The following is a 21,069-nucleotide window of genomic DNA, read 5'->3' on the forward strand; positions in this document are numbered from 1 at the left end:
CATGCGCACCCTCGGCCTGATCGGCGGCATGAGCGCCGAAAGCACGGCGCTCTACTATTCCCACCTGAACCGCCTGGCCCGCGAGCGCCTGGGCGGGCTGCATTCGGCGCGCCTGGCGATGATCTCCATCGATTTCGCGCCCCTGGCCGAGATGCAGGCCAGGGGAGAGTGGGACGAGGCCGGCCAAATGATGGCCGCCGAGGCGCGCCGGCTGGAAGCCGCCGGCGCCGAGGCGATCCTGATCTGCGCCAACACAATGCACATCGTCGCCGAGGCGGTTGAGGCGGCGGTCGAGGTCCCGGTGCTGCACATCTGCGACGCCACCGCCGCGGCGCTCAGGGCCGCCGGCTCGCGCCGCCCGCTGCTGCTCGCCACCCGCTTCACCATGGAGAAGGACTTCTACCGCGACCGGCTGGCCCAGGCCGGGATCGAGGCGGTGGTCCCCGGCGCGGATGATCGCGCGGCGCTCCACGCGATCATCTACGACGAGCTCTGCCAGGGCGTGATCAGCCCCGCCTCCAAGGCCGTGGTGCTGGACATGATCGCCCGGGCCGAGGGCGTGGACGGCGTCATCTTCGGCTGCACGGAGATCGGCCTGCTGATTTCGCCGGACGACCTCGCCCTGCCGGTGGTCGACACCACCTTGGCCCACGCCCAGGCGGGGATGGCGTTCGCGCTCGGCTAGAACGTCTCGCCGACCATCTCCTCGCTCTTGGCCCACAGCGCCTCGGCGTTGTCCGGGTCCAGCGCGTAGCGCCGCACGCCGCTGCGCAACTCGTCGTTGTCCTGGATCTCGGCCACGTGGCAGTCCTCGCAATAGAGGCCGCCGACCTCCTCGGCCGGCGCGACCACGGCGGCCCACACGCTGGTCGCCGCGCCCTGCGGGATGGTCTTCCACTGGAACGGCGCCGCGCCGCTCTTCTCGTTGGCGGCGTTGATCGAGCTGACGAGCGAGTTCACCAGGTCCTCGGTCATGTAGCGGGCGAGCTCGGTCTGGATGCCGCCCGGGTGCACGGCCGTGGCGCGCACGCCGCGGGCCTTGTGCCGGCGGTCGAACTCCACCGCGAACAGGACGTTGGCGGTCTTCGAGCGGCCATAGGCGCCGAACTCGGTGTAGGGCGTGTGCTCGAAGTTCGGATCGTCCAGGTCCACGTCGGAGAACCGGTGGCCCGCCGAGGCCAGGTTCACCAGCCGCCCGCCCGGCTTGATCAGCGAGGCGATGCGGTTGACCAGCACGAAGTGGCCCAGGTGATTGGTGCCGAACTGCGTCTCGAAGCCGTCGGCGGTGAAGCTCTTCGGGCAGGCCATCACGCCGGCGTTGGCGATGACGACGTCGAAGGGCTCGCCGGCGGCGATCAGCGCGTCGGCGCAGGCGCGCACGCTGGCCAGCGAGGCCAGGTCCAGCTCCACCAGTTCGATCCCGCCGCCGTTCGCCGCGGCCGCGCGCACGGGCTCAGTGGCCTTGCGGGCCTTTTCCAGGTTGCGCGCCGCGCCCACCACATGGGCGCCGTGCGCGGCCAGGGCGCGGGCGGTCTCCACGCCCAGGCCGGCCGAGACGCCGGTGACCAGCACGCGCTTGCCGCTGAGGTCGACGCCTTCAAGCACGTCGTCGGTGGTGGAGGTTTCGCCGAAAGGTCCAGTCATGGTCTTGTCCGTCGTTCGGGGTGTTGCAGGGTGCGGTGATCGGCCCCCAAGGGAACGCGCGCGGAACGCCTTGCGTCGCCAGGTCCGCCGCGCGCATATAAGCGGAGGCCGTCTCCGATTGATATATGCGGAGGCATCCTCCGTTTATCAAGGGTGTTCGTGCGTGAGCGTCGAGGCGAGAGAAGGGGCGAAGCCGGGCCGCAAGCCGCGCGCCGACGCCCAGCGCAACCGCGAGCGCCTGGTGGAGGCCGCCAAGGCCGTCTTCGACAAGTCCGGCGCCGAGGCCAGCCTGGAAGAGATCGCCCGCGCCGCCGGCGTCGGCATCGGCACGCTCTACCGCCATTTCCCCACCCGCGACGCGCTGCTGGAGGCGGTCTACCGCCGCGAGTTCGTACAGCTCGCCGAGACGGCCCGCCGGCTGCTGGATTCGGCCACGCCCGGCGCGGCCCTGCACGAATGGATGCGGCTGTTCGTCGACTACATCGCCACCAAGAAGGTGGTCGCCCCGGCCCTGGGCGCGGCGCTGGGCGAGATCTCGGCCAGCTACGCGGCCTCCGGCATGAGGCTCACCGAGGCCCTGTCGCAGCTTGTCGGGCGCGCGGCGGCGAGCGGCGACATCCGCGCCGACGCCGATCCCGAAGACATCCTGCTCGCCCTGGTCGGCATCACCTACGGCAACACCAGCCCGAACTGGCGGGCCAGCGCGCTGCGCCTGATCGACATCCTGATGGACGGCCTGCGCGCGCCAGGCGGCGGGGCCGAGACTAGGCCCTGATGTCCACGCTCTGAGGCGTCGACTGCAACTGCTGCATCAGGGCCAGCAGCGACTTCCAGTTCTCGTAGCCGGACGTCGGGTCGGTGGTGCGGCCGGTGCTTTCGATGTTGCCGATCATGTTCTTGGCCATCTGCAGGTAGTCCGTCGGCGTGTTGTCGAGGGCGGCCTGCTCGTCGGCGGACAGGGGCACGGGCGTGCCGTCGGGGCCGACCTTGGCGACGACGCCCGCCGTGCTCAGCTCGAGGAACTGCAGGGCGTTGATCTGCCCGGACTCGTTGAGCTTGCCGGCCACCTCTTTCATCTGCGCCGGCGTCATGTGGCTGAAGTCGTAGAGCTGCCCGACGCCGCCGCTCGAGCCGCTCGAGCCGGCGGCGCTTGTCGCGTCGGTGGCCGTGGGGTCCGCCGCCGCGGCCGAGGCGGCGGTCGAACGGTAGGCGTAGAACGGATTTTGCGTGGCGCTGACGTACATCTCCTGGACCCTGCTTCCAGTTGAACCCCGCCTGCGGCGCCTGCAGAAGGTGCGCCAGTCCGCGCCTCGCCATGCCGCGCGGGGGCGAGGGTTGTTTTCGTTGGAGATTGCCGGCCGCGGGCCGCCGAAGCGCCCGCCGGGGCGGGGCGCGACATGTGCAGGGCGGCAGGAAATGCCCGGCGGGGGCCGGCAGCTCTTGCGCGTGCGGGCCTAGTTGACGATCAGCGCGTAGCCGTCGAGCTGCAGGTGCGTCACGGTCATCAGCGCCGCCAGATCCACCTGCACGCCGGGTGCGAGGTCGGCGGGGGTGTAGCCGCGCCCGTGCATGGACTGGCCGCAGATGCGCACGCTGACGCCGGCCGCCTGCAAGGCCGCGATCAGGGCGGTGTTGGGGTTCTTCAGGCCGTCGTGGCGCTTGGCGTAGACCTCGTCGGTCGTCACCGCGTCGGTCGCGCCGCCGTGCACCACCAGGGCGATGTGGCGCTTGTCCGCCGGCACGCCGCCCGCCGTCAGGATGTTCACCAGCCGGGCGGCGCGGTCCAGGCCCGGGGTGACCTTGTCGGGCGCCTTGGGCGCGCCGGAGATGTCGAACACCGCCTTGTAGTCGCGGCCGGCGTCGGGCTGCTCGCGGGCGTCGGGCAGGGGCGCGACCGAGCCGTAGCCCGGGATGGCGGCGGTCTGGGCCGTCGCGGCCCCCGCGCTGCAAAGGGCGAACGCGAAGGCGGCGCAGGCCAGGCGCGACAGATTCATGGGGTGGATCCTCAGGTTTCGGGGTGTTGGCGTGCGACGATGGCGTCGATGTCCGCGCCGGCCGGCAGCACGCCGAACGAGCGGCCGCCCTCGTCGCCCAGCCGCGTGGCGCAGAAGGCGTCAGCCACGGCCGAGGGGGCGTTCTTCACCAGCAGCGCGCCCTGCAGCACCAGGGCCATGCGCTCGGCGGCGAACCGCGCCTCGGCTTCGGCGGGCGCGCGCTTCAGGCCCGCCATCAGGGCCTCGGCGGCCGCGTCCAGCCGCCGGTCGGCGCCGCGGACCTCGCCGATCTCGGCGGCGTAGGCTTCGCGCGCGGCCGGCTCGCGGGTCAGGGTGCGCAGGATGTCCAGGGCGATGACATTGCCCGAGCCTTCCCAGATCGCGTTCAGCGGGCTCTCGCGGAACAGCCGCGGCATCGGCGTCTCCTCCACGTAGCCGACGCCCCCGTGGCACTCCATGCATTCGTAGACGAAATTCGGGTTGCGCTTGGTCAGCCAGTACTTGCCCAGCGCCACCGACAGGCGCGCGAAGGCGCGGCCCTGCTCGTCGGCGGCGTCGAACGCGCGGGCCACCCGCATGCCGATCGCCACCGCCGCCTCGTACTCCACCGCCAGGTCGGCGATCACGGCGCGCATGGCCGGCTGGTCGATCAGCGTCTTCTGGAAGGCGCGGCGGCCGGCCACTTGGTGCGTCGCCTGGGCCAGCGCCATGCGCATGATCCCCAGCGTGCCGGCGATGGTGCCCAGCCGCGTGTGGTGCACCATGTCGATGATCACCTTCACGCCCTGGCCTTCCTCGCCCAGCAGTTCGGCGTAGGCGTCGTGGTACTCGATCTCGCTGGAGGCGTTGGACTTGTTGCCCAGCTTGTCCTTCAGCCGCATCACGTGGATCCCGTTGCGCTCCCCGTCGGGGGTGATGCGCGGGACCAGGAAGCACGACAGGCCCTTGTCGGCGTAGGCCAGGGTCAGGAAGCCGTCGCTCATCGGCGCCGAGCAGAACCACTTGTGGCCCACCAGGCGATAGGCGCGCGATCCGCCGCCCTCCAGCCGATAGGCCCGCGTGGAGTTCGCGCGCACGTCGCTGCCGCCCTGCTTCTCGGTCATCGCCATGCCGATGGTGATCCCGGCCTTCTGGGCGATCGGCTTCAGCGGCGCGTCGTAGCGCCCGCCCAGCAGCTTATCGAGCCAGGGCTGGGTCACGTCCGGCTGGGTGCGCAGGGCGGGGACGGCCGCATAGGTCATGTTGATCGGGCACATGGTCCCGGCCTCGGCCTGGGTGAACAGGGCCAGCGTCGCCAGGTGGCCCACGTGGCCGCCCGGCTGGTTGGTGGTCCAGGCGATGTCGTGGATCCGGTGCTCCATCGCCAGCGCCATCAGCTCGTGATAGGCGGGATGGAAGCGGGCCTCGTCGATGCGCCGGCCGTAGCGGTCGAAGACGGTCAGCTCCGGCGGGAAGCGGTTGGCCTGCTCGCCCAGCTCCAGCACCCGCTCCGAGCCCGCTGCCGCGCCCAGCGCCCACAGCGGCGCGTCCAGCCAGTCGCCGCCCTCGCGGCGGGCCGCCTCGCGGAAGGCGATGTCCGTCTCATAGAGATTACGCCCGGCGAACTCGCTGGGCTGGTTGAAGACCTCGTGGGTCTCCAGGTGCGTCGAGGGGGCGAAGCGCGGCATGCGCCCATTCTATAGACCCGTGGCGCTCACGCCGAACAGGTAGGGATGGCCGACCAGCAGCGCGGCCCAGACGATCACGCCGAGCGCGATGCGCCACCAGCCGATCTCGCCGAGCTTCAGGCTCTGCCGGCCGGCCGCGATCGCGGCGAACGGGACGTTCGAGGTCTGGGCGGCGAAGGCGTCCCACTTCTCGCCCAGGGCGCGCTTGCGCTTGCCGTCGATGCTGGAGGTTCCCAGCAGCGCCAGGACCAGCAGCGAGCCGAACAGGGCGATGCTCGCCCGCTCGCCGTTCACCAACAGGTGGCCCAGGGCCCAGATCGCCACGCCCCACAGGAACGGATGGCGGGTGATGCGCACCATGCCCTTGACCACGTCGGGCCGGTCGAGCGCGCCTTCCTGGCGCACGCTGGTGGGATTGGGCGTCGTCAGCCCCGGCACGATCAGCAGCATGGCGATGAGCTGCAGGCCGATCTGCAGGTGCCGGGTGATCGGCGTGATCGGCCAGTAGGAGATGTTCCAGGCCTGGGTGCGGGCCTGGCCGAACGCCATGATCAGCCAGACGAGGCCGGCGACCGACGCCAGCGAGAAGGCGCCCATGTAGGCCTGCTCGCCGATGCGCCCGGTGATCGCGTCGCGCAGCCGCGTGCCCGAGATCAGAAGGTGGATGAGGACGAAGAAGGCCGCCGCGGCCAGAAGGTTGGTCATCAAGGCCTCCCCAGCGCTTTGATTGGACCGGAAGGGGAGCCTGCGCGTAAAAATTTACAGCGTCAAGTTAAAGCCTGGTCGTCCTCGTCGGAGGTGTCGTCGTCCCAGGGCGGAGCGTCCTCATCCTCGTCGTCCTCGTCCGGGAGCGGGAGCGGCTGCGGCGACGGGGGCTCGGGGCGGCGCGTCTCCACCTTCGCCGGCTGGCCGGCCCCGGAACCCGCGCCAGAACCGGCGCCGGCCGCGGGGCGGCGCAGGATCGCCTCGGCCCGCGCCAGCCAGCGGTTGGCTTCCTGCGCCGCCTTGGCCGCGGTGCGCGGGACCTTGGCGGCCTCGTCGCCTGCCAGCCACAGCTCCAGCTCGAAGTCCGGGTGGCGCGGGTCGTCGAAGATCAGGCGCAGGCAGACGCTCTCGACCGCCCCGCCCACGTGGTCCAGCGCCCGGCGCGCTTCGCCGCGAAAGGCCCGCGCGGCGACCTGGCCGTCGATGATCAGCTCCGCGCCCATCAGTTCGTCGATGCGGTAGATCAGGCACCAGGCGCCGGCGTCCCAGGCCACGGCCGCCTGGCCGGTGGCGAAGCGGAAGCCCATCGCCCGACCGCGTCCGCGCGCGTAGAGCGCCGCTTCCGGCGGGCCCTGCAGCACGCGCCGCAGCGCGCGGCGCATGCGTCGCTCCTCGTCCCAGAACCAGATCGCCGCCGCGCCGAGGAAGGTGACCACCGTCCCGGCCAGCGCCACCAGCAGGAGAAGCCGCACGAACTCGTTCATGGCCGGACGCTACAGGGCTTCGCGGCGCCGGAGAAGCCGCGCCTAGAGGTCCAGCTCGATCACCACCGGCACGTGGTCGGAGGGCTTGTCCCAGCCGCGCACGTCACGGTGGATCACGCAGCCTTCCAGGTGGTCGGCCGCCTGGGGCGAAAGCAGCACGTGGTCGATGCGGATGCCGTTGTTCTTCGGCCAGGCGCCGGCCTGGTAGTCCCAGAAGGTGTAGCCGCCCGGCGCGCCGTCGGCCTGCATGTAGGCGTCGGTCAGGCCCAGCCACTTCAGCGCCCGGAAGGCCGCGCGGCTCTCCGGCTGGAACAGGGCGTCGCCCGCCCAGTCGGCCGGGTTCTCCACGTCGGCCTCCTCGGGGATGACGTTGTAGTCGCCCATCACCGCGAAGGGCTCCTCCAGCTTGAGCAGCTCGCGCACGTGGGCGTTCAGCCGCGCCATCCACGCCAGCTTGTAGGCGAACTTGTCCGTGCCCACCGGGTTGCCGTTCGGCAGGTAGATGCCCGCCACCCGCACCGGGCGCGGGCCGGAGACCACCGCCTCGATGTAGCGGGCCTGGTCGTCGCTCTCGTCGCCGGGCAGGCCCCGGCGCACGTCCTCCAGCGGCGTCTTCGACAGCATGGCCACGCCGTTGTAGGTCTTCTGCCCATGGACGGCGACGTTATAGCCAAGCCGTTCAAAGGCTTCGGCGGGGAACTTCTCGTCGACGCACTTGATCTCCTGCAGGCAGGCCACGTCCGGCGCGGCCGCCTCGAACCACTTGAGCACGGTCTCCAGGCGGGCGTTGATGGAGTTCACGTTCCAGGTGGCGAGTCTCATGGGCGTCTCCTGCGGGGAGGCGCGAAGCTAGACGCCAACGGCCGGGCGCGCCACCGCTCAGCCGCGGTCCGGATCGGTCTTCCAGACGCGCCAGCTCTCGATCACCGCCAGGATCGCGCCCAGGATCATCGCCCCGATCACGACGCCCATGCCCGCCGGCTGCGGGGTGAAGGGCGCGATCATCAGGCCGCCGAGCCCGGCCCAGAAGTAGAAGCGTCCGGCCAGGCGGTTGGCCTTGTCCCAGGCCAGGCGGCTGTTGGCGGTCCAGAAGGTGCGCACGCCCACCCATGGGTTCGGCGAGACCTTGCCCAGGAAGACGCCGATGACCAGCATCAACAGCGCCAGCAGGCCGGTATGGAACGCCGGCGCGTTCAGCGCCGAGGAGCCGGAGAGGGCGCCTGTGCCAAGCGCCGCGCCCATCGCCGAGATGATGCTGCTGAGCGCCAGCACCAGCACCGAGGCGTCGTCGGTGGTCTGTCCGCCCTTGGCCGAGCTGCGGCGCACCGCCAGATAGACCAGCGCCATCACCGCCGTCATCGCCGCCATGAAGCCGGCCTGCTCGGCGCGGTCGCCCCAGCGGTCGGCGTGCCCGCGGACGTCGAAGTGCAGCGGGATCGGCGCGCTCGAGCCGAACTTCGCCACATAGCCGGCGGCGGCGAACTGGGCGGCGAAGACCGCCGCCGCGCCGATGTCCGTTCGCGAAAGCTTCATGGCGATTTCAGCTCCTTGCCTTGGGAAAGCGACTCGGCCGCTTCGCCGGTTCCGATGATCTCCATCAGGAAGGCCACGGCCTCTTCCAGCGCCGAGATGTTCAGCCGGTAGCGGATCGAGGCGCCGGCCCGTTCGGTCTCCACCAGCCCCGCCTCCTTCAGCGCGGTCAGGTGGCCGGTGATCGAGGGCCAGGCCATGTCGAAGGCCTGGGCGATGTCGCCCGAGGCCATCGGCCCCTCGCGCAGCATCGCCACGATTTGGCGTCGCGCCGGGTGGGACAGGGCCTTGAACACCGAGGTCATAGGCGAAAACCTAATTAGGAAAAATCCGAATTTCAATCGAAACCGGCGCCGGTTGACGCGGCGTCCGGCTTGAAGGCGCCCGCCGGCTCGCCCAAGCTTCTGGAAAATCCAAGGGGAGAACGCCGCCGTGGCCGAGGACATCCTTCAGATCGAGACGCTCGGCGAGACGCGCCGCATCACGCTCAACCGTCCCGACCGGCTGAACGCCATCAACCAGCCGCTGGCCGAGGCGCTGCTCGCCGCCTTCGAGGGCCTGCGCCGCGACCGCTCGGCGCGCGTGGTGGTCCTACGCGGGGCGGGGCGGGCGTTTAGCGCTGGCGCCGACCTGAAGGCCATGGGCCAGCCGGACGCCCTGCGCGACGGGCCCGACGGCGACTGGGTGCTGCGCGACCTCGGCAAGGCCATGCGCGCCTGTCCCCAGCCGATCATCTGCCTGGTGAAGGGCGCGGCGGCCGGCGGGGGCCTGGCCATGGCCCTTTCCAGCGACATCATCGTCGCCGGCGAAAGCGCGGTGTTCCACTCGGCCTTCATCAAGATCGGCCTGTCCGGCGCCGAACTCGGCGTCGGCTGGCGGCTGCAACGCACCATCGGCGTCTCCCGCGCCCGCGAGGCGCTCTTCACCGGCGATCCCATCGACGCGGCCGAGGCCTGGCGCACGGGACTGGTCTCCAAGGTCGTGCCCGACGAGGCGCTGGACGATCACGGCATGGCGCTGGCCGAAAAGCTGCTGAAGGCCGCCCCCGACGCCCTGCGCGTCACCAAGCGCAGCCTCGACGCCGCCCTCGAGGCGCCCGGCGTCGACACGGCCATGGAGGTCGAGGAACGCGGCCAGATGCTGATGATCCGGCAGGGCAGGGGCCGCTAGGCGCGAGCGACTTGGGGTGCGGATGCTCCCCCTTTTGGGGGAGCTGTCCCGGAGGGACTGAGGGGGACTTAAAGCCAGCCTTCCGCCGCCGTCGCCAGGGCAAAATCAAAGGGAGTCAAAGTCGCCCTCAGCCGGCTTCGCCGCCAGCTCCCCCAGCGGGGGAGCAGTCTCGGCGCCGGCCGCGGCTAGATCGAGAAGCTCACGCCGCAGCCGCAGCTCGACTTGGCGTTGGGGTTCTTCACGCGGAACTCCGCGCCGGCCAGCTCGTCGACGAAGTCGATCTCCGAGCCCTTCAGCAGGACCAGGCTCATCTCGTCCACCAGGGCCGCGGCGCCGTCGCGCTCGATCTTGAGGTCGTCCGGCTGGGCCTCGCCGACCAAGTCGAACTGGTACTGGAAGCCGGAGCAGCCGCCCCCTTCCACGGCCACGCGCAGCATCACCGGCCGGCCCTCGGCCTTGCCGATGGCGTGAATCCGCTTGGCGGCGGCGGCGGTCAGGGTCAGGTCCGTGGTCGTCATGGGCGCTTAGGAAGTTCTCACCTGTGGACTATATGAGGGCAACCGCGGCTTCGACCAAGAGGCCCCGTCCCGGAAGGTCCGAATGGCTTCAGTTCCGCCGCCCCGCGCGCCCTACGCCGAAGATCCCGCCCGCTCGCGCGGACGCAAGGTCCCCGAGCCGGAGAGCCGCACGCGCACGCCCTTCGCCCGCGACCGCGACCGGATCATCCACTGCACGCCGTTCCGCCGCCTGAAGGAGAAGACCCAGGTCTTCGTCGCCCATGAAGGCGACCATTTCCGCACCCGCCTGACCCACTCGCTGGAGGTCGCCCAGATCGCCCGCTCGGTGGCCACAGCGCTCGGGCTGGACGCCGACCTCGCCGAGACCATCGCGCTCGCCCACGATCTCGGCCACCCGCCCTTCGGCCACGCCGGCGAGGACGAGCTGGAGCGGCAGATGTCCGACTTCGGCGGCTTCGACCACAACGTCCAGACCTTCCGTGTCGTCACCAAGCTGGAGCAGCGCTATCCGCGCTTCGACGGCCTCAACCTCACCTGGGAGACCCTGGAGGGGGTGATCAAGCACAACGGCCCGGTGCTGGAGAAGCTGGAGCGGCCCTCCTGGAGCGCCATCGCCGAGTTCGACGCCGAATACCGCCTGGGCCTGGACGGCTGGGCCTCGGCCGAGGCCCAGGTCGCCGCGCTCGCCGACGACATCGCCTACAACAACCACGATGTGGACGACGGGGTGCAGGCGGGCCTGTTCCACCTGAAGGAACTGCTGGACGTGCCGCTGATCGGCCCGATCCTGGCCGGGGTCTATCGCGAATATCCGGACGTCGAGCCGCGCATCATCCGCCTGGAGGCCGTGCGCCGGATGATCGGCGCCATGGTCGACGACGTGCTGACCGAGACCCGCCGCCGGGCCGAGGCCGCGGGTCTGGCCTCGCCCGAGGACGTGCGCAACCTGGGCGGCCCCCTGGTGGCCTTCTCCCGCGACATGGTCGAGGACCTCGGACAGCTGCGCGCCTTTCTGATGGAGCGCATGTACCGCCACTGGCGCGTCAATAGGACGCGCAGCCAGGCGCGCCGCATTCTCGCCGAGATGTTCCAGTTGTTCATGACCGAACCCGACGTCCTGCCGACCGAGTGGTTCGTCCGCTCGCAGAAACGCGACGAGGCCGGGCGTGCTCGTGTGGTGTGCGACTACATCGCCGGCATGACCGACCGCTTCGCCATCGAGGAGCACCGCCGGCTTTTCCATCTCGACGTCTGGAATTAAGGCGGCGAGGGCGGTTCGAAGCCGGTAGCGCTTCGATAGACTAACCCCCTACGCGCGTGATTCGCTGTCAGCGAGCCTGCGCCCTGATTCCTGGTGAGCTTGCGCGATGTCCGACACCGACCGCGGCGCCTATACGCCCCCCACCGCCGACGCCCCCCTGGCGTTCGATGCGCGTCAGCCCGTGCGTGGATCCAGGCCGATCCCCATGACCCTGATCCTGTCGGGCGTGGTGCTGCTCATCCTCGTCGCGGCCATCGTCTTCTTCTATCGCTCCGGCGTGCGGAAGGAGGGCGAGGCGCCCCAGGCCGTCGGCGCGCCCGTGGGGGCGCTGACCGCGCCCGCGCCCGCCGCCGAGCAGCCGAAGGATCCCGCCGCCGGCCTGCAGATCTATCAGAGCGAAACCGCCGCCAAGGGCTCGACCGCCGCGCCCACCTTCACGCCGCCGCCGGAACAGCCCGCGCCCCGCGCCGTCGCGCCGCCGACGCCGGCCAAGACCGTCGAGCTGAAGCCGGCCCAGCCCGCGCCCGTTCCGCCGAAGGCCGAGGCGCCCAAGCCGGTCCCCGCCAAGCCCGCCGCGCCGGCGCCGGCCGCGCCCAAGCCTGAAGCCGCCGCGCCCAAGCCGGCCGCGCCGAAGCCCGCGACGCCGCCGGCCGAAGCCAAGCCCGCCGCGCCCAAGCCCGCCGCGAACGCGGCCGGCGTCGCCGGCGTGCAGATCGGCGCCTTCTCCTCCAAGGCCCAGGCCGACGAGGGCTGGGATGCGGCCGCCCGCATCGCGCCGGGCGCCATCGCCGGCAAGGGCAAGACGATCGTGCCCGTGCAGGTGAACGGCTCGACCCTCTATCGCACCACGGTCACCGGCTTCGCCTCGCGCGCCGAGGCCAAGGCCTTCTGCGACGCCCTCAAGGCCGCCGGGAAGAACTGCTTCGTCAAATGAGCGTCAGCGCCTGCATCCTCGGCTGCTCGGGGACGCGCCTCACCGGCGAGGAGCGGGCGTTCTTCGCCGACGCCGATCCCTGGGGCTTCATCCTCTTCAAGCGCAATGTGGAGAGCCCCGACCAGGTGCGCGCCCTGGTGGACGAGCTTCGCGCCTGCGTCGGCCGGGCCGACGCCCCGGTGCTGATCGACCAGGAAGGCGGGCGCGTGCAGCGGCTGGGCCCGCCGCACTGGCGGCCTTATCCGCCGGGCCGGGCCTACGGCGACCTCGCCGCCAACGATCCGCTGCTGCGCCGCGAGATCGCCCGCCTCGGCGCGCGGCTCCTGGCCCACGACCTGGCCGAACTCGGCATCAACGTCGACTGCGTGCCCGTGCTCGACGTGCCGGTGCCCGGCGCCCACGACATCATCGGCGATCGCGCCTATGGCCGGACGGTGGAGGAGGTGGCCCTCCTGGGCCGCGCCGCCGCCGAGGGGCTGATCGCCGGCGGCGTCCTGCCGGTGATCAAGCACATCCCCGGCCATGGCCGGGCCCGCGCCGACAGCCACCTGGAGCTGCCGCTGGTCGAGGCCTCCTACGAGGAGCTCGACGGCTGGGACTTCGAGCCCTTCCGCGTCCTCTCCGACATGCCCATGGCGATGAGCGCGCACGTGGTCTACACCGCCGTGGACGCCAAGCGGCCGGCCACCACCTCGCGCAAGGCGGTGGGCCAGGTGATCCGCCGCGCCATCGGCTTCGACGGCCTCTTGATGACCGACGACCTGTCGATGAAGGCCCTGAGCGGCGATTTCGCCGAGCGCGCCCGCGCCTCGCACGCCGCCGGCTGCGACGTCATCCTGCACTGCAACGGCGACATGTCCGAGATGAAGGCCGTGATGGCCGGAACCCGCGCGCTCGCCGGCCAGGCCGCCCGCCGGGCCAGGGCCGCGCTCGCCCGCCTGGCTCGCGTTCCCGAGCCGTTCGACGCGGCCGAGGCTCGCGCGCGCTTCGACGCGGCCTTCGAAGGCAAGTGGGCGGCATGAGCGGCGGCTTCCAGCCCAATCTGGATTTCGAGGCCGCCCGCACCGCGGCTGAGGACGGCGAGGCCCTGATCGTCGATGTCGACGGCTACGAAGGCCCGCTGCACGTCCTGCTGGCGCTCGCCCGCAACCAGAAGGTCGACCTTCTGCAGATCTCGGTGCTCAGGCTCGCCGAGCAGTATCTGACCTTCGTGCAGAAGGCGCGGCGCCTGCGCTTCTCGCTGGCGGCCGACTACCTGGTGATGGCGGCTTGGCTGGCCTACCTGAAGTCGCGCCTGCTTCTGCCCAAGCCTGAGCGGCCCAAGGCCGAGGAGCCGCCGGCTGAGGAGATGGCCGCCCAGCTCGCCTTCCGCCTGGCCAAGCTCGACGCCATGCGCCAGGCCGCCGAGACGCTGCTCGGCCGTCCGCAGCTCGGCCGCGAGGTGTTCGTGCGCGGCGATCCGGAGGCGATCCGTGTGATCCCGTCCACGCGGCTGGAGGGCGACCTTTACGCCCTGATGGAGGCCTATCTCACCCAGCGCCGCAAGGAAGAGGCCCGCCACTACACGCCGCGCCCGGCCCAGGCCTATCCGCTGGAAGAGGCGCGCGACCGCCTGCGCGAACTCCTGCCCGAGCTGGAGCGCTGGACGCCGCTCAGCGGGGTCGCGCCGCATCGGCCGCGCTTCGCCTCGGCGCCGGACGAGGGGCCGAGCTCGGCCTCCTATCTGGCCTCCACCCTGTCGGCCAGCCTGGAGCTGGTGAAGGAAGGGCTTCTGGAGGCGCGCCAGCTCGAGGCCTTCGCCGACGTCTATCTGCGCGCCCGCCGCGAGATGGAGCGGGCGCGGCCGCAGGCCGAGCTCGGGTTCTGAAGATGAGCGATCTGGCCGAAACCGAGCGGCGCATCGAGGCGCTGCTGTTCGCCGCCGCCGGCCCCTTGAGCGCGGCTGAGCTGGCCGCCCGCCTGCCGGAGGGCGCCCAGGTGGGCGAGGCGCTGATGGCGCTGAAGAAGCGCTACGAGGGCCGGGGGGTCGAATTGGCCTGCGTCGCCGACCGCTGGCGGCTGCAGACCGCCGAGGACCTGGCGTTCCTGATGACCGAGGAGCGCGAGGAGCCCAGGCGCCTGTCCAAGGCCGCCCAGGAGACCCTGGCGATCATCGCCTATCACCAGCCGGTCACTCGCGCCGAGATCGAGGCGGTGCGCGGCGTCCAGGCCAGCAAGGGCACGCTCGACGTTCTCTTGGAGCTGGGGCTGGTGCGCATGCGCGGTCGCCGGCGCACGCCGGGCCGGCCGGTGACCTACGGCACCACCGATTCCTTCCTGGAGCACTTCGGCCTGCCCAGCCTCGCCGATCTGCCGGGCCTGGCCGAGATGAAGGCCGCCGGGCTGCTCAGCCTGGACCTGCCGCCCGGCTTCGCCGTACCCAACCCGGCCGCGGGAGAGCCCGACGAGGATCCGTTCGACGAATCCGAGGCGCCGGAGTTCCACACCGACTATCTGGGCGACGACGACGCGCCCTGATGACGCGGTCGCGGCTTTCGTTGGTGCATCGCGCCTTCAGGGCCTATATTGAGGCCAAGCAACGGACCGCGCCCGGACGGATTGGGCGGCGGTCGCAACGGAGTTCTTAGTTCATGGGCTCATTCTCGATCTGGCACTGGCTCATCGTGCTCGCCATCGCCGCCCTGGTGTTCGGCGGCCGCGGCAAGCTGTCGGGCATCATGGGCGACGCGGCCAAGGGCATCCGCGCGTTCCGCGACGGCCTGAAGGAAGAGCCGAAGTCGGAAGATACGCCGGCCAAGACCATCACGGCCGACCGTGAAAAGGACGAAGCGCGCGGCTGACGCCGCGCTCGCGCCCCCAACGTCGCGCCGGCCTTGATCGGCGCCCACTGCTTCGTCTAGGCCACGGCCATGCTTCCGGACATCGGCGCCTCCGAACTGCTGCTCATCGCCGTGGTCGCCCTGATCATCGTCGGGCCCAAGGATTTGCCCATCTTGATGCGCAAGGTGGGGCAGTTCGTCGCGCGCCTGCGCGGCATGGCCGCCGAGTTCCGCGCCTCCTTCGACGAGATGGCCCGCCAGTCCGAGCTGGACGAGCTGCGCAAGGAGGTCGAGGCCATGCGCAGCGGCCGGATGATGACCGAGACCGTGACCGGCGCGACCGAGCCCGTGCAGAGCGCCATCAGCGAAATCGAGCAGAGCCTGGCCGACACCGGCGCCCAGTTCCACCCGCCGATGAGCCACCAGATCGAAGCCGCCCGCGCCGAGGCGCCGCCGCTGCAGATCGGCGTCACGCCCGAGCCCGAAGCGCCGGCGGCCGCGCCCAAGCCCGCCCGCAAGCCGCGCGCCAAGCCGGCGGCGTCCAAGGCCGCGCCGGCTCCGGCTAAGGCCAAGGCGCCGGCGGCCAAGCCCGCCGCGGCGAAGGCCGCGCCCGCCAAGGCGCCGGCCAAGAAGGCTTCGACGGCCAAGGCCGCCCCGGCCAGGAAGCCGCGCGCGAAGAAGGCGGACGCCTGACATGGCCGACATCGATCCCGACGAGGCCGAGATCGAGGCTTCGCGCGCCCCGCTGCTTGACCACCTGATCGAGCTGCGCCAGCGGCTGATCATCGCCGTCGCCGCCATCGCCGTCGGCTTCGCGGTCTGTTTCGCCTTCTCGAGCCAGATCTACCTGGTGTTGCTGCACCCCTTCGAAGTGGCCGCCCGGCTCCTGGAAGTGCGCAAGCACAACGCCCATGCGCCGATGTTCGACGTGAAGGGCGCGATCGACCTTCTGCTCACGCTCGCCGGCTCGAAGACCGCGCCGGCGCAGACGGGGGAGGGGCTGAAGCTGGTCTTCACCGCGCCCCTCGAGTTCTTCTTCACCAAGCTCAAGCTCGCCGGCTTCGGGGCGGTGATCGTCACCTTCCCGATCCTGGCCTGGCAGGTCTACGGCTTCGTCGCGCCGGGGCTCTACAAGCGTGAGCGCAAGGCGTTCCTGCCGTTCCTGATCGCCTCGCCGAGCCTGTTCCTGCTGGGCGCGGCCCTGGTCTATTTCGTGATCCTGCCGTTCGTCCTGTGGTTCTCGCTGTCGCAGCAGATCACCGGCGTCGGCGCGATCTCGGTGGAGCTGCTGCCCAAGGTCTCCGACTACCTGACCCTGGTGACCACCCTGCTGCTGGCCTTCGGCCTGTGCTTCCAGCTTCCCGTGGTGCTGACGCTCCTGGGCATGGCCGGCATCGTCAACGCCAAGATGCTGCGCGCCGGACGCCGCTACGCCATCGTCGGCGTGTTCGTGGTGGCCGCGGTCGTGACGCCGCCGGACCCGATCAGCCAGTGCATGTTGGCGATCCCGATCATCCTGCTCTACGAGATCTCCATCTGGCTCGTCTGGCTGATGGAGCGGCGGCGCGGGCGCGAGGAAGACGAAGCCGGCACGGACATCGTTCCGACCTAGGCCGGCGCGTTCTTGACGGTTGGCGCCCTGGCCGACGCGCACTAGACAGGGCCGCCAGAAATCCTGCCGGCGGCTCCATTTCCATGCATGACATCAAGGCCATCCGCGACAATCCCGACGCCTATGACCGCGCCTGGGCGTCCAAGGGCCTGTCGCCCCAGACCCCGGCGATCCTGGAGCTGGACGCCAGGCTGCGCGCGGCCCAGACCGCGCTGCAGGCCGCCCAGAGCCGCCGCAACGAAGCCTCCAAGCTGATCGGCCAGGCCAAGGGCCGCAAGGACGAGGCCGAGGCCCAGCGCCTGATGGCCGAGGTCGAGGCGCTGAAGACCACCCTGGCCGAGCAGGCCGAGGTGGAGCGCTCCACCGGCGCCGCCCTGCGCGACATCCTGTCGACCCTGCCGAACCTGCCGGCCGCCGACGTGCCGGCCGGCGCCGACGAGCATGACAACGTCGAGGTCCGCCGCTGGGGCGAGCCCTTCGCCATCGCCACGCCGAAGGACCACGTGGACATCGGCGAGGGCCTGGGCCTGATCGACTTCGAGGCGGCCGCCCGCATGAGCGGCGCGCGCTTCGTGGTGCTGAAGGGCCAGCTCGCCCGCCTGGAGCGCGCGATCGGCCAGTTCATGCTCGACCTGCAGACCTCCGAGCACGGCTACACCGAGGTCTCGCCGCCGCTGCTGGTCAACGACGCGGCCGCCTACGGCACCGACAAGCTGCCCAAGTTCGCCGAGGACCTGTTCCAGACCACCGACGGCCGCTGGCTGATCCCCACCGCCGAGGTGCCGCTGACCAGCATGGTCATGGGCCAGATCACACCGGAGGAGGAGCTGCCGCTGCGGATGACGGCGCTGACGCCTTGCTTCCGCTCCGAGGCCGGCGCCTCGGGCCGCGACACCCGCGGCATGATCCGCCAGCACCAGTTCTACAAGGTCGAGTTGGTCTCGATCACCGCCCCGGACAAGTCCGAGGAAGAGCACGAGCGAATGGTCTCCTGCGCCGAGGCGGTGCTGAAGCGCCTGGAGCTGCCCTTCCGCACCATGCTGCTGTGCACCGGCGACATGGGCTTCGGCGCGCGCAAGACCTACGACCTGGAGGTCTGGCTGCCCTCGCAGGCGACCTACCGCGAGATCAGCTCCTGCTCCAACTGCGGCGACTTCCAGGCCCGGCGCATGGACGCGCGCACCAAGGCCGCCGGCGAGAAGGGCGCGCGCTTCGTCCACTCGCTGAACGGCTCGGGCCTGGCCGTGGGCCGCACCCTGGTGGCGATCATGGAGAACTATCAGGACGAGAACGGCCGCATCGCCATTCCCCAGGCCCTGCATCCCTACCTGCCGGGCCTGACGCACATCGAGGCCGTGGCGTGAGGATCCTCCTCACCAACGACGACGGGATCCACGCCGAGGGCCTCGTCGCCCTGGAGAAGATCGCCCGCGCCCTGTCCGACGACGTCTGGATCGTCGCGCCCGAGTACGAGCAGTCCGGCGCCTCGCGGGCCCTGACCCTGGCCGAGCCGGTGCGCGTGCGCCGGATCGACCCGCGCCGCTTCGCCGCCACCGGCACGCCCACCGACTGCGTGATGCTGGCCATCGGCGAGCTGGTCGAGGGGCCGCGCCCCGACCTGGTGCTCTCAGGCGTGAACCGCGGCGCGAACCTGGCCGAGGACGTGACCATGTCCGGCACGGTGGCCGGCGCCATCGAGGGCATGGCCATGGGGGTTCCCTCCATCGCCCTGTCGCAGGCCGGTTGGGACGAGCCCGCCGAGGACCTGTTCGCGCCGGCCGAGGCCTTCGGCCCGGGCATCGTCAAGCGCCTGGTGGAGGTGGGCTGGCCGGCCGACGTGGTGATCAACGTCAACTTCCCCGCCGTGGCGCTGGACCGGATCAAGGAGGTCGAGGTCACCCGCCAGGGCTTCCGCGACGTGCAGGTGCGCCATGCCGAGAAGCGGACCGACCTGCGCGGGCGCGACTACTACTGGATGGGCTTTCGGCAGGAGCGCTCGAAGCCGGCCGAGGGAACGGACCTTCGCGCGGCCTATGAGGGGCGGATTTCAGTCACCCCCTTGCATATCGACCTGACTCACCACGAAACGATCTTTGGGTTGAAGCAAGTGCTGGGCGGCGTGCCGCCCAAGGCGTGAGATGGCCGGCGCCATGGCCGAGGACGACGAGGACACTCCCGAGGAGCGGCTGGCCCGCCTGGTCCTCGCCCTGCGCTCGCAGGGCGTGAGCGATCCGGCCGTGCTGAACGCCATCGAGTCCACGCCGCGCGACCTGTTCACGCCGGACCTGTTCAAGGAGCGGGCCTGGGAGGATTCGGCCCTGCCGATCGCCTGCGGCCAGACCATCAGCCAGCCGTTCATCGTCGGCCTGATGACCCAGGCGCTGAAGGTGGAGCCGCGCGCGCGGGTGCTGGAGATCGGCACCGGTTCCGGCTATCAGACCACCATCCTCTCCAAGCTGGCGCGGCTGGTCTACACGGTGGAGCGCTACCGCACCCTGCTCAGCGAGGCCGAGCAGCGCTTCAAGCGGCTGGGGCTGACCAACGTGGTCACCCGCTTCGGCGACGGCGGGGAGGGCTGGCCCGAACAGGCGCCTTTCGACCGCATTATGGTCACAGCCGCGGCGCCGGAAGAGCCCAAGACCCTGCTGGCGCAACTCAAGCCCAACGGGATCTTGGTGGCGCCGATCGGCCGAGGGCCCGTCCAGACCCTGCGCCGCTACACCGGCGACGGGCAGGGCGGCTTTTCGGTGGAGACCCTGACGGACGTGCGCTTCGTGCCCTTGCTGGACGGCGTGGCGCGCGAGCCCTGAGGCCGGTTTCGAACATGAAAGCTTTGTGGGTTGGCGCGGGCGTCGGGCGCGGCCCATGATCCCCTCCGACGCCTCGACTGATTCCGATCCGCAAACGGAGCGGCGATGACGCTTTTTACCGGCCGCACGGCCCTTGTTCTTCTCTTCGCCGGCGCGAGCCTGGCGGCGTGCACCACCTACGACCCCCTCGGCGGCCAGCTGCCCGAGGCGCGAAAGCCTGCCTATCCGGTGCGGCTGGAGGCGAACGCCGACGCGCCGCCGGCCCAGGCCGCCGCCGCGCCCGCCAGCGCGCGCGAGCCGGCCGCCGAGCCGCCGCCCGGGGCCCAGCCGGACAGGCCGCCGTCCGAGGCCGGCGTGCCCGAGCCCAACTACTCGCCGCCGCCGAACATCAGCTCGAGCCCGCTGCCGCCGCCGGCCGCGCGCGGCGACACGCGCCTGGCCCAGGCCGAGACCGCCCCGCCGCCCGCCGCCCGTCAGCCCGCCGCCCCCGCCGCGCCGCCGGCCATGCGCACGATCACGCGCGCCAGCGTGGCCGGCAAGGTGGTGGACGCCGAGGGCCCGCCCAAGGTCTACACGGTGGAGAAGGGCGACACGCTCTACGCCATCAGCCGCAAGATCGGCCAGCCGGTGGACGACATCGCCAAGGCCAACGGCCTGAAGTCGCCTTACCGGCTGCATCCGGGCCAGACGCTGAAGGGACCGCGTTCCAAGGCCAAGGCCTATGTGGTGGGCGAGGGCGACACGCTCTACGCCATCGCCCGTCGCTTCGGCGTCTCGGCCGGGGCGGTCGCCGAGGCCAACGGCATGGGGGTGGGCGACACCATCCATCCCGGCGCGCGGCTGGTGCTGCCCGAGGGCTTCAAGGACTCCGGGCCGGTGACCACCACCGTGCGCGTGCCGGTGGAGGCCCCGCCCGCGCCGCCGCCGCCGCCCGCCCGCACCGAGACGCGCAGCGAGCCGCCGCCGGCGCCCAACTATCCCAAGGCCGAGACGCCGGCCCCGGCCAAGCCCGCCGAAGCGGCCCCGCCGCCGAAGCCCGAGCCGGCCCCGGCCAAGCCCGCGCCCGGCAAGGTCGAGGCGCCCAAGCCCGAGGCCCTCGCGCCGACGCCGGTCCCGACGCCCACGCCCACGCCGCCGCCCGCGCCCAAGCCGGCGCCGGCCAAGCCCGCGACGCCGGTGATCGTGCCCTCCACGCCCTCGCCGGCGGACCAGCAGATCTCCCAGCTCGGCCGCGGCCGCTTCATCTGGCCGCTGCGGGGCGACATCCTGTCGACCTACGGGCCCAAGGGCACCGGCCAGGCCAACGACGGCATCAACGTGCGCGCGCCGCTGAACACAGCCGTGCGCGCCGCCGCCGAGGGCGAGGTGGTCTACGCCGGCGACCAGGTGCCCGGCTTCGGCAACCTGGTGCTGATCAAGCACGCCGACGGCTGGGTCACCGCCTATGCGCACCTGAGCCGGGTGGACGTGAAGATGCAGCAGCAGGTGGCCCAGGGCCAGCAGATCGGCATGAGCGGCGCCAGCGGCGGCGTGGCCGAGCCGCAACTGCACTTCGAGGTGCGCTACGCCCCCACGCCCGCCGACCGCGCCAAGCCGATCGACCCGATGCTGGTGCTGCCCAGGTAGCGCGCGCCGTTCCGG

25 protein-coding genes are annotated in these 21,069 nt (G+C 71.4%); 15 read left to right on the plus strand and 10 right to left on the minus strand.

Annotated elements, in window-relative coordinates:
• Position 1 precedes the first annotated feature (1 nt).
• Entirely contained in the window at positions 2 to 685 is a 684-nt protein-coding gene (locus ACE3TA_RS01440) for an aspartate/glutamate racemase family protein (protein ID WP_374569914.1), read from the plus strand.
• On the opposite strand, the gene ACE3TA_RS01445 is transcribed toward ACE3TA_RS01440, so the two are convergent.
• Positions 682 to 1,644 (minus strand): SDR family NAD(P)-dependent oxidoreductase, encoded by a 963-nt coding sequence (locus ACE3TA_RS01445; RefSeq protein ID WP_374569915.1) that lies wholly within the window; start codon positions 1,642 to 1,644, stop codon positions 682 to 684. The two genes, ACE3TA_RS01440 and ACE3TA_RS01445, sit on opposite strands and share 4 nt — an antisense overlap.
• A gap of 163 nt (positions 1,645 to 1,807) precedes the next feature.
• Between ACE3TA_RS01445 and ACE3TA_RS01450 the strand changes: the two genes are divergently transcribed.
• Positions 1,808 to 2,419 carry a TetR/AcrR family transcriptional regulator gene (locus tag ACE3TA_RS01450; protein WP_374569916.1) on the plus strand — a complete coding sequence of 204 codons (612 nt, stop codon included), beginning with the start codon at positions 1,808 to 1,810 and terminating at the stop codon, positions 2,417 to 2,419.
• On the opposite strand, the gene ACE3TA_RS01455 is transcribed toward ACE3TA_RS01450, so the two are convergent.
• The 8 genes from ACE3TA_RS01455 to ACE3TA_RS01490 all read right to left on the minus strand — a co-directional run bounded on the left by ACE3TA_RS01455 (position 2,409) and on the right by ACE3TA_RS01490 (position 8,609).
• Positions 2,409 to 2,888 carry a hypothetical protein gene (locus ACE3TA_RS01455; protein WP_374569917.1) on the minus strand — a complete coding sequence of 160 codons (480 nt, stop codon included), beginning with the start codon at positions 2,886 to 2,888 and terminating at the stop codon, positions 2,409 to 2,411. The genes ACE3TA_RS01450 and ACE3TA_RS01455 overlap by 11 nt on opposite strands.
• 210 nt (positions 2,889 to 3,098) lie before the next feature.
• Entirely contained in the window at positions 3,099 to 3,638 is a 540-nt protein-coding gene (locus ACE3TA_RS01460) for a DsrE family protein (RefSeq protein ID WP_374569918.1), read from the minus strand.
• Positions 3,639 to 3,649: 11 nt separating this feature from the next.
• Complete coding sequence (locus ACE3TA_RS01465; protein ID WP_374569919.1) at positions 3,650 to 5,305, minus strand: acyl-CoA dehydrogenase family protein; 1,656 nt, start codon at positions 5,303 to 5,305, stop codon at positions 3,650 to 3,652.
• Positions 5,306 to 5,314: 9 nt separating this feature from the next.
• Entirely contained in the window at positions 5,315 to 6,010 is a 696-nt protein-coding gene (locus tag ACE3TA_RS01470; RefSeq protein WP_374569920.1) for an NnrU family protein, read from the minus strand.
• A 62-nt stretch (positions 6,011 to 6,072) separates the two neighbouring features.
• Positions 6,073 to 6,774, minus strand: coding sequence for a hypothetical protein (locus ACE3TA_RS01475; protein ID WP_374569921.1), 702 nt, complete (start codon positions 6,772 to 6,774; stop codon positions 6,073 to 6,075).
• A gap of 42 nt (positions 6,775 to 6,816) precedes the next feature.
• Entirely contained in the window at positions 6,817 to 7,596 is a 780-nt protein-coding gene (xth, locus tag ACE3TA_RS01480; RefSeq protein ID WP_374569922.1) for an exodeoxyribonuclease III, read from the minus strand.
• Positions 7,597 to 7,653: 57 nt separating this feature from the next.
• Complete coding sequence (locus ACE3TA_RS01485; protein ID WP_374569923.1) at positions 7,654 to 8,307, minus strand: SdpI family protein; 654 nt, start codon at positions 8,305 to 8,307, stop codon at positions 7,654 to 7,656.
• On the minus strand, positions 8,304 to 8,609 hold the full coding sequence (locus ACE3TA_RS01490) for a metalloregulator ArsR/SmtB family transcription factor (RefSeq protein ID WP_374569924.1): 306 nt from the start codon (positions 8,607 to 8,609) through the stop codon (positions 8,304 to 8,306). Before ACE3TA_RS01490 ends, ACE3TA_RS01485 begins: the two co-directional genes overlap by 4 nt.
• Before the next feature lie 127 nt (positions 8,610 to 8,736).
• Here ACE3TA_RS01490 and ACE3TA_RS01495 point away from each other — a divergent pair, with 127 nt between their 5' ends.
• Entirely contained in the window at positions 8,737 to 9,474 is a 738-nt protein-coding gene (locus ACE3TA_RS01495; protein ID WP_374569925.1) for an enoyl-CoA hydratase/isomerase family protein, read from the plus strand.
• Between the two features lie 185 nt (positions 9,475 to 9,659).
• Here ACE3TA_RS01495 and erpA read toward each other — a convergent pair whose 3' ends face one another.
• On the minus strand, positions 9,660 to 9,992 hold the full coding sequence (erpA, locus tag ACE3TA_RS01500; RefSeq protein WP_374569927.1) for an iron-sulfur cluster insertion protein ErpA: 333 nt from the start codon (positions 9,990 to 9,992) through the stop codon (positions 9,660 to 9,662).
• An 82-nt stretch (positions 9,993 to 10,074) separates the two neighbouring features.
• Here erpA and ACE3TA_RS01505 point away from each other — a divergent pair, with 82 nt between their 5' ends.
• From ACE3TA_RS01505 to ACE3TA_RS01560, 12 genes are all read left to right on the plus strand, one after another.
• Positions 10,075 to 11,253, plus strand: a complete 1,179-nt coding sequence (locus tag ACE3TA_RS01505) for a deoxyguanosinetriphosphate triphosphohydrolase (RefSeq protein WP_374569928.1) — start codon at positions 10,075 to 10,077, stop codon at positions 11,251 to 11,253.
• A gap of 106 nt (positions 11,254 to 11,359) precedes the next feature.
• The gene (locus tag ACE3TA_RS01510; RefSeq protein ID WP_374569929.1) at positions 11,360 to 12,187 is read left to right on the plus strand and encodes an SPOR domain-containing protein; all 828 of its coding nucleotides are present in this window, start codon (positions 11,360 to 11,362) and stop codon (positions 12,185 to 12,187) included.
• Positions 12,184 to 13,209, plus strand: coding sequence for a beta-N-acetylhexosaminidase (gene nagZ, locus ACE3TA_RS01515; protein ID WP_374569930.1), 1,026 nt, complete (start codon positions 12,184 to 12,186; stop codon positions 13,207 to 13,209). Before ACE3TA_RS01510 ends, nagZ begins: the two co-directional genes overlap by 4 nt.
• The gene (locus tag ACE3TA_RS01520) at positions 13,206 to 14,054 is read left to right on the plus strand and encodes a ScpA family protein (RefSeq protein WP_374569931.1); all 849 of its coding nucleotides are present in this window, start codon (positions 13,206 to 13,208) and stop codon (positions 14,052 to 14,054) included. The genes nagZ and ACE3TA_RS01520 overlap by 4 nt, the downstream gene beginning before the upstream one ends.
• 2 nt (positions 14,055 to 14,056) lie before the next feature.
• Positions 14,057 to 14,704 (plus strand): SMC-Scp complex subunit ScpB, encoded by a 648-nt coding sequence (gene scpB / locus ACE3TA_RS01525; RefSeq protein ID WP_374569932.1) that lies wholly within the window; start codon positions 14,057 to 14,059, stop codon positions 14,702 to 14,704.
• A gap of 113 nt (positions 14,705 to 14,817) precedes the next feature.
• On the plus strand, positions 14,818 to 15,027 hold the full coding sequence (locus ACE3TA_RS01530; RefSeq protein ID WP_374569933.1) for a twin-arginine translocase TatA/TatE family subunit: 210 nt from the start codon (positions 14,818 to 14,820) through the stop codon (positions 15,025 to 15,027).
• Between the two features lie 69 nt (positions 15,028 to 15,096).
• Positions 15,097 to 15,699: a Sec-independent protein translocase protein TatB gene (tatB, locus tag ACE3TA_RS01535; RefSeq protein ID WP_374569934.1), complete on the plus strand. Its 603-nt coding sequence runs from the start codon at positions 15,097 to 15,099 to the stop codon at positions 15,697 to 15,699.
• Position 15,700: 1 nt separating this feature from the next.
• Positions 15,701 to 16,618, plus strand: coding sequence for a twin-arginine translocase subunit TatC (tatC, locus tag ACE3TA_RS01540; protein WP_374569935.1), 918 nt, complete (start codon positions 15,701 to 15,703; stop codon positions 16,616 to 16,618).
• An 83-nt stretch (positions 16,619 to 16,701) separates the two neighbouring features.
• Positions 16,702 to 17,982 carry a serine--tRNA ligase gene (gene serS, locus ACE3TA_RS01545; protein WP_374569936.1) on the plus strand — a complete coding sequence of 427 codons (1,281 nt, stop codon included), beginning with the start codon at positions 16,702 to 16,704 and terminating at the stop codon, positions 17,980 to 17,982.
• Complete coding sequence (surE, locus tag ACE3TA_RS01550; RefSeq protein WP_374569937.1) at positions 17,979 to 18,755, plus strand: 5'/3'-nucleotidase SurE; 777 nt, start codon at positions 17,979 to 17,981, stop codon at positions 18,753 to 18,755. Before serS ends, surE begins: the two co-directional genes overlap by 4 nt.
• A 13-nt stretch (positions 18,756 to 18,768) precedes the next feature.
• Positions 18,769 to 19,428 (plus strand): protein-L-isoaspartate(D-aspartate) O-methyltransferase, encoded by a 660-nt coding sequence (locus tag ACE3TA_RS01555; protein WP_374571096.1) that lies wholly within the window; start codon positions 18,769 to 18,771, stop codon positions 19,426 to 19,428.
• A gap of 105 nt (positions 19,429 to 19,533) precedes the next feature.
• Positions 19,534 to 21,054 (plus strand): peptidoglycan DD-metalloendopeptidase family protein, encoded by a 1,521-nt coding sequence (locus ACE3TA_RS01560; RefSeq protein WP_374569938.1) that lies wholly within the window; start codon positions 19,534 to 19,536, stop codon positions 21,052 to 21,054.
• The last annotated feature ends 15 nt before the right edge of the window (positions 21,055 to 21,069 follow it).

The organism is Phenylobacterium sp., from assembly GCF_041916435.1.
Classification (GTDB): Bacteria; Pseudomonadota; Alphaproteobacteria; order Caulobacterales; family Caulobacteraceae; genus Phenylobacterium.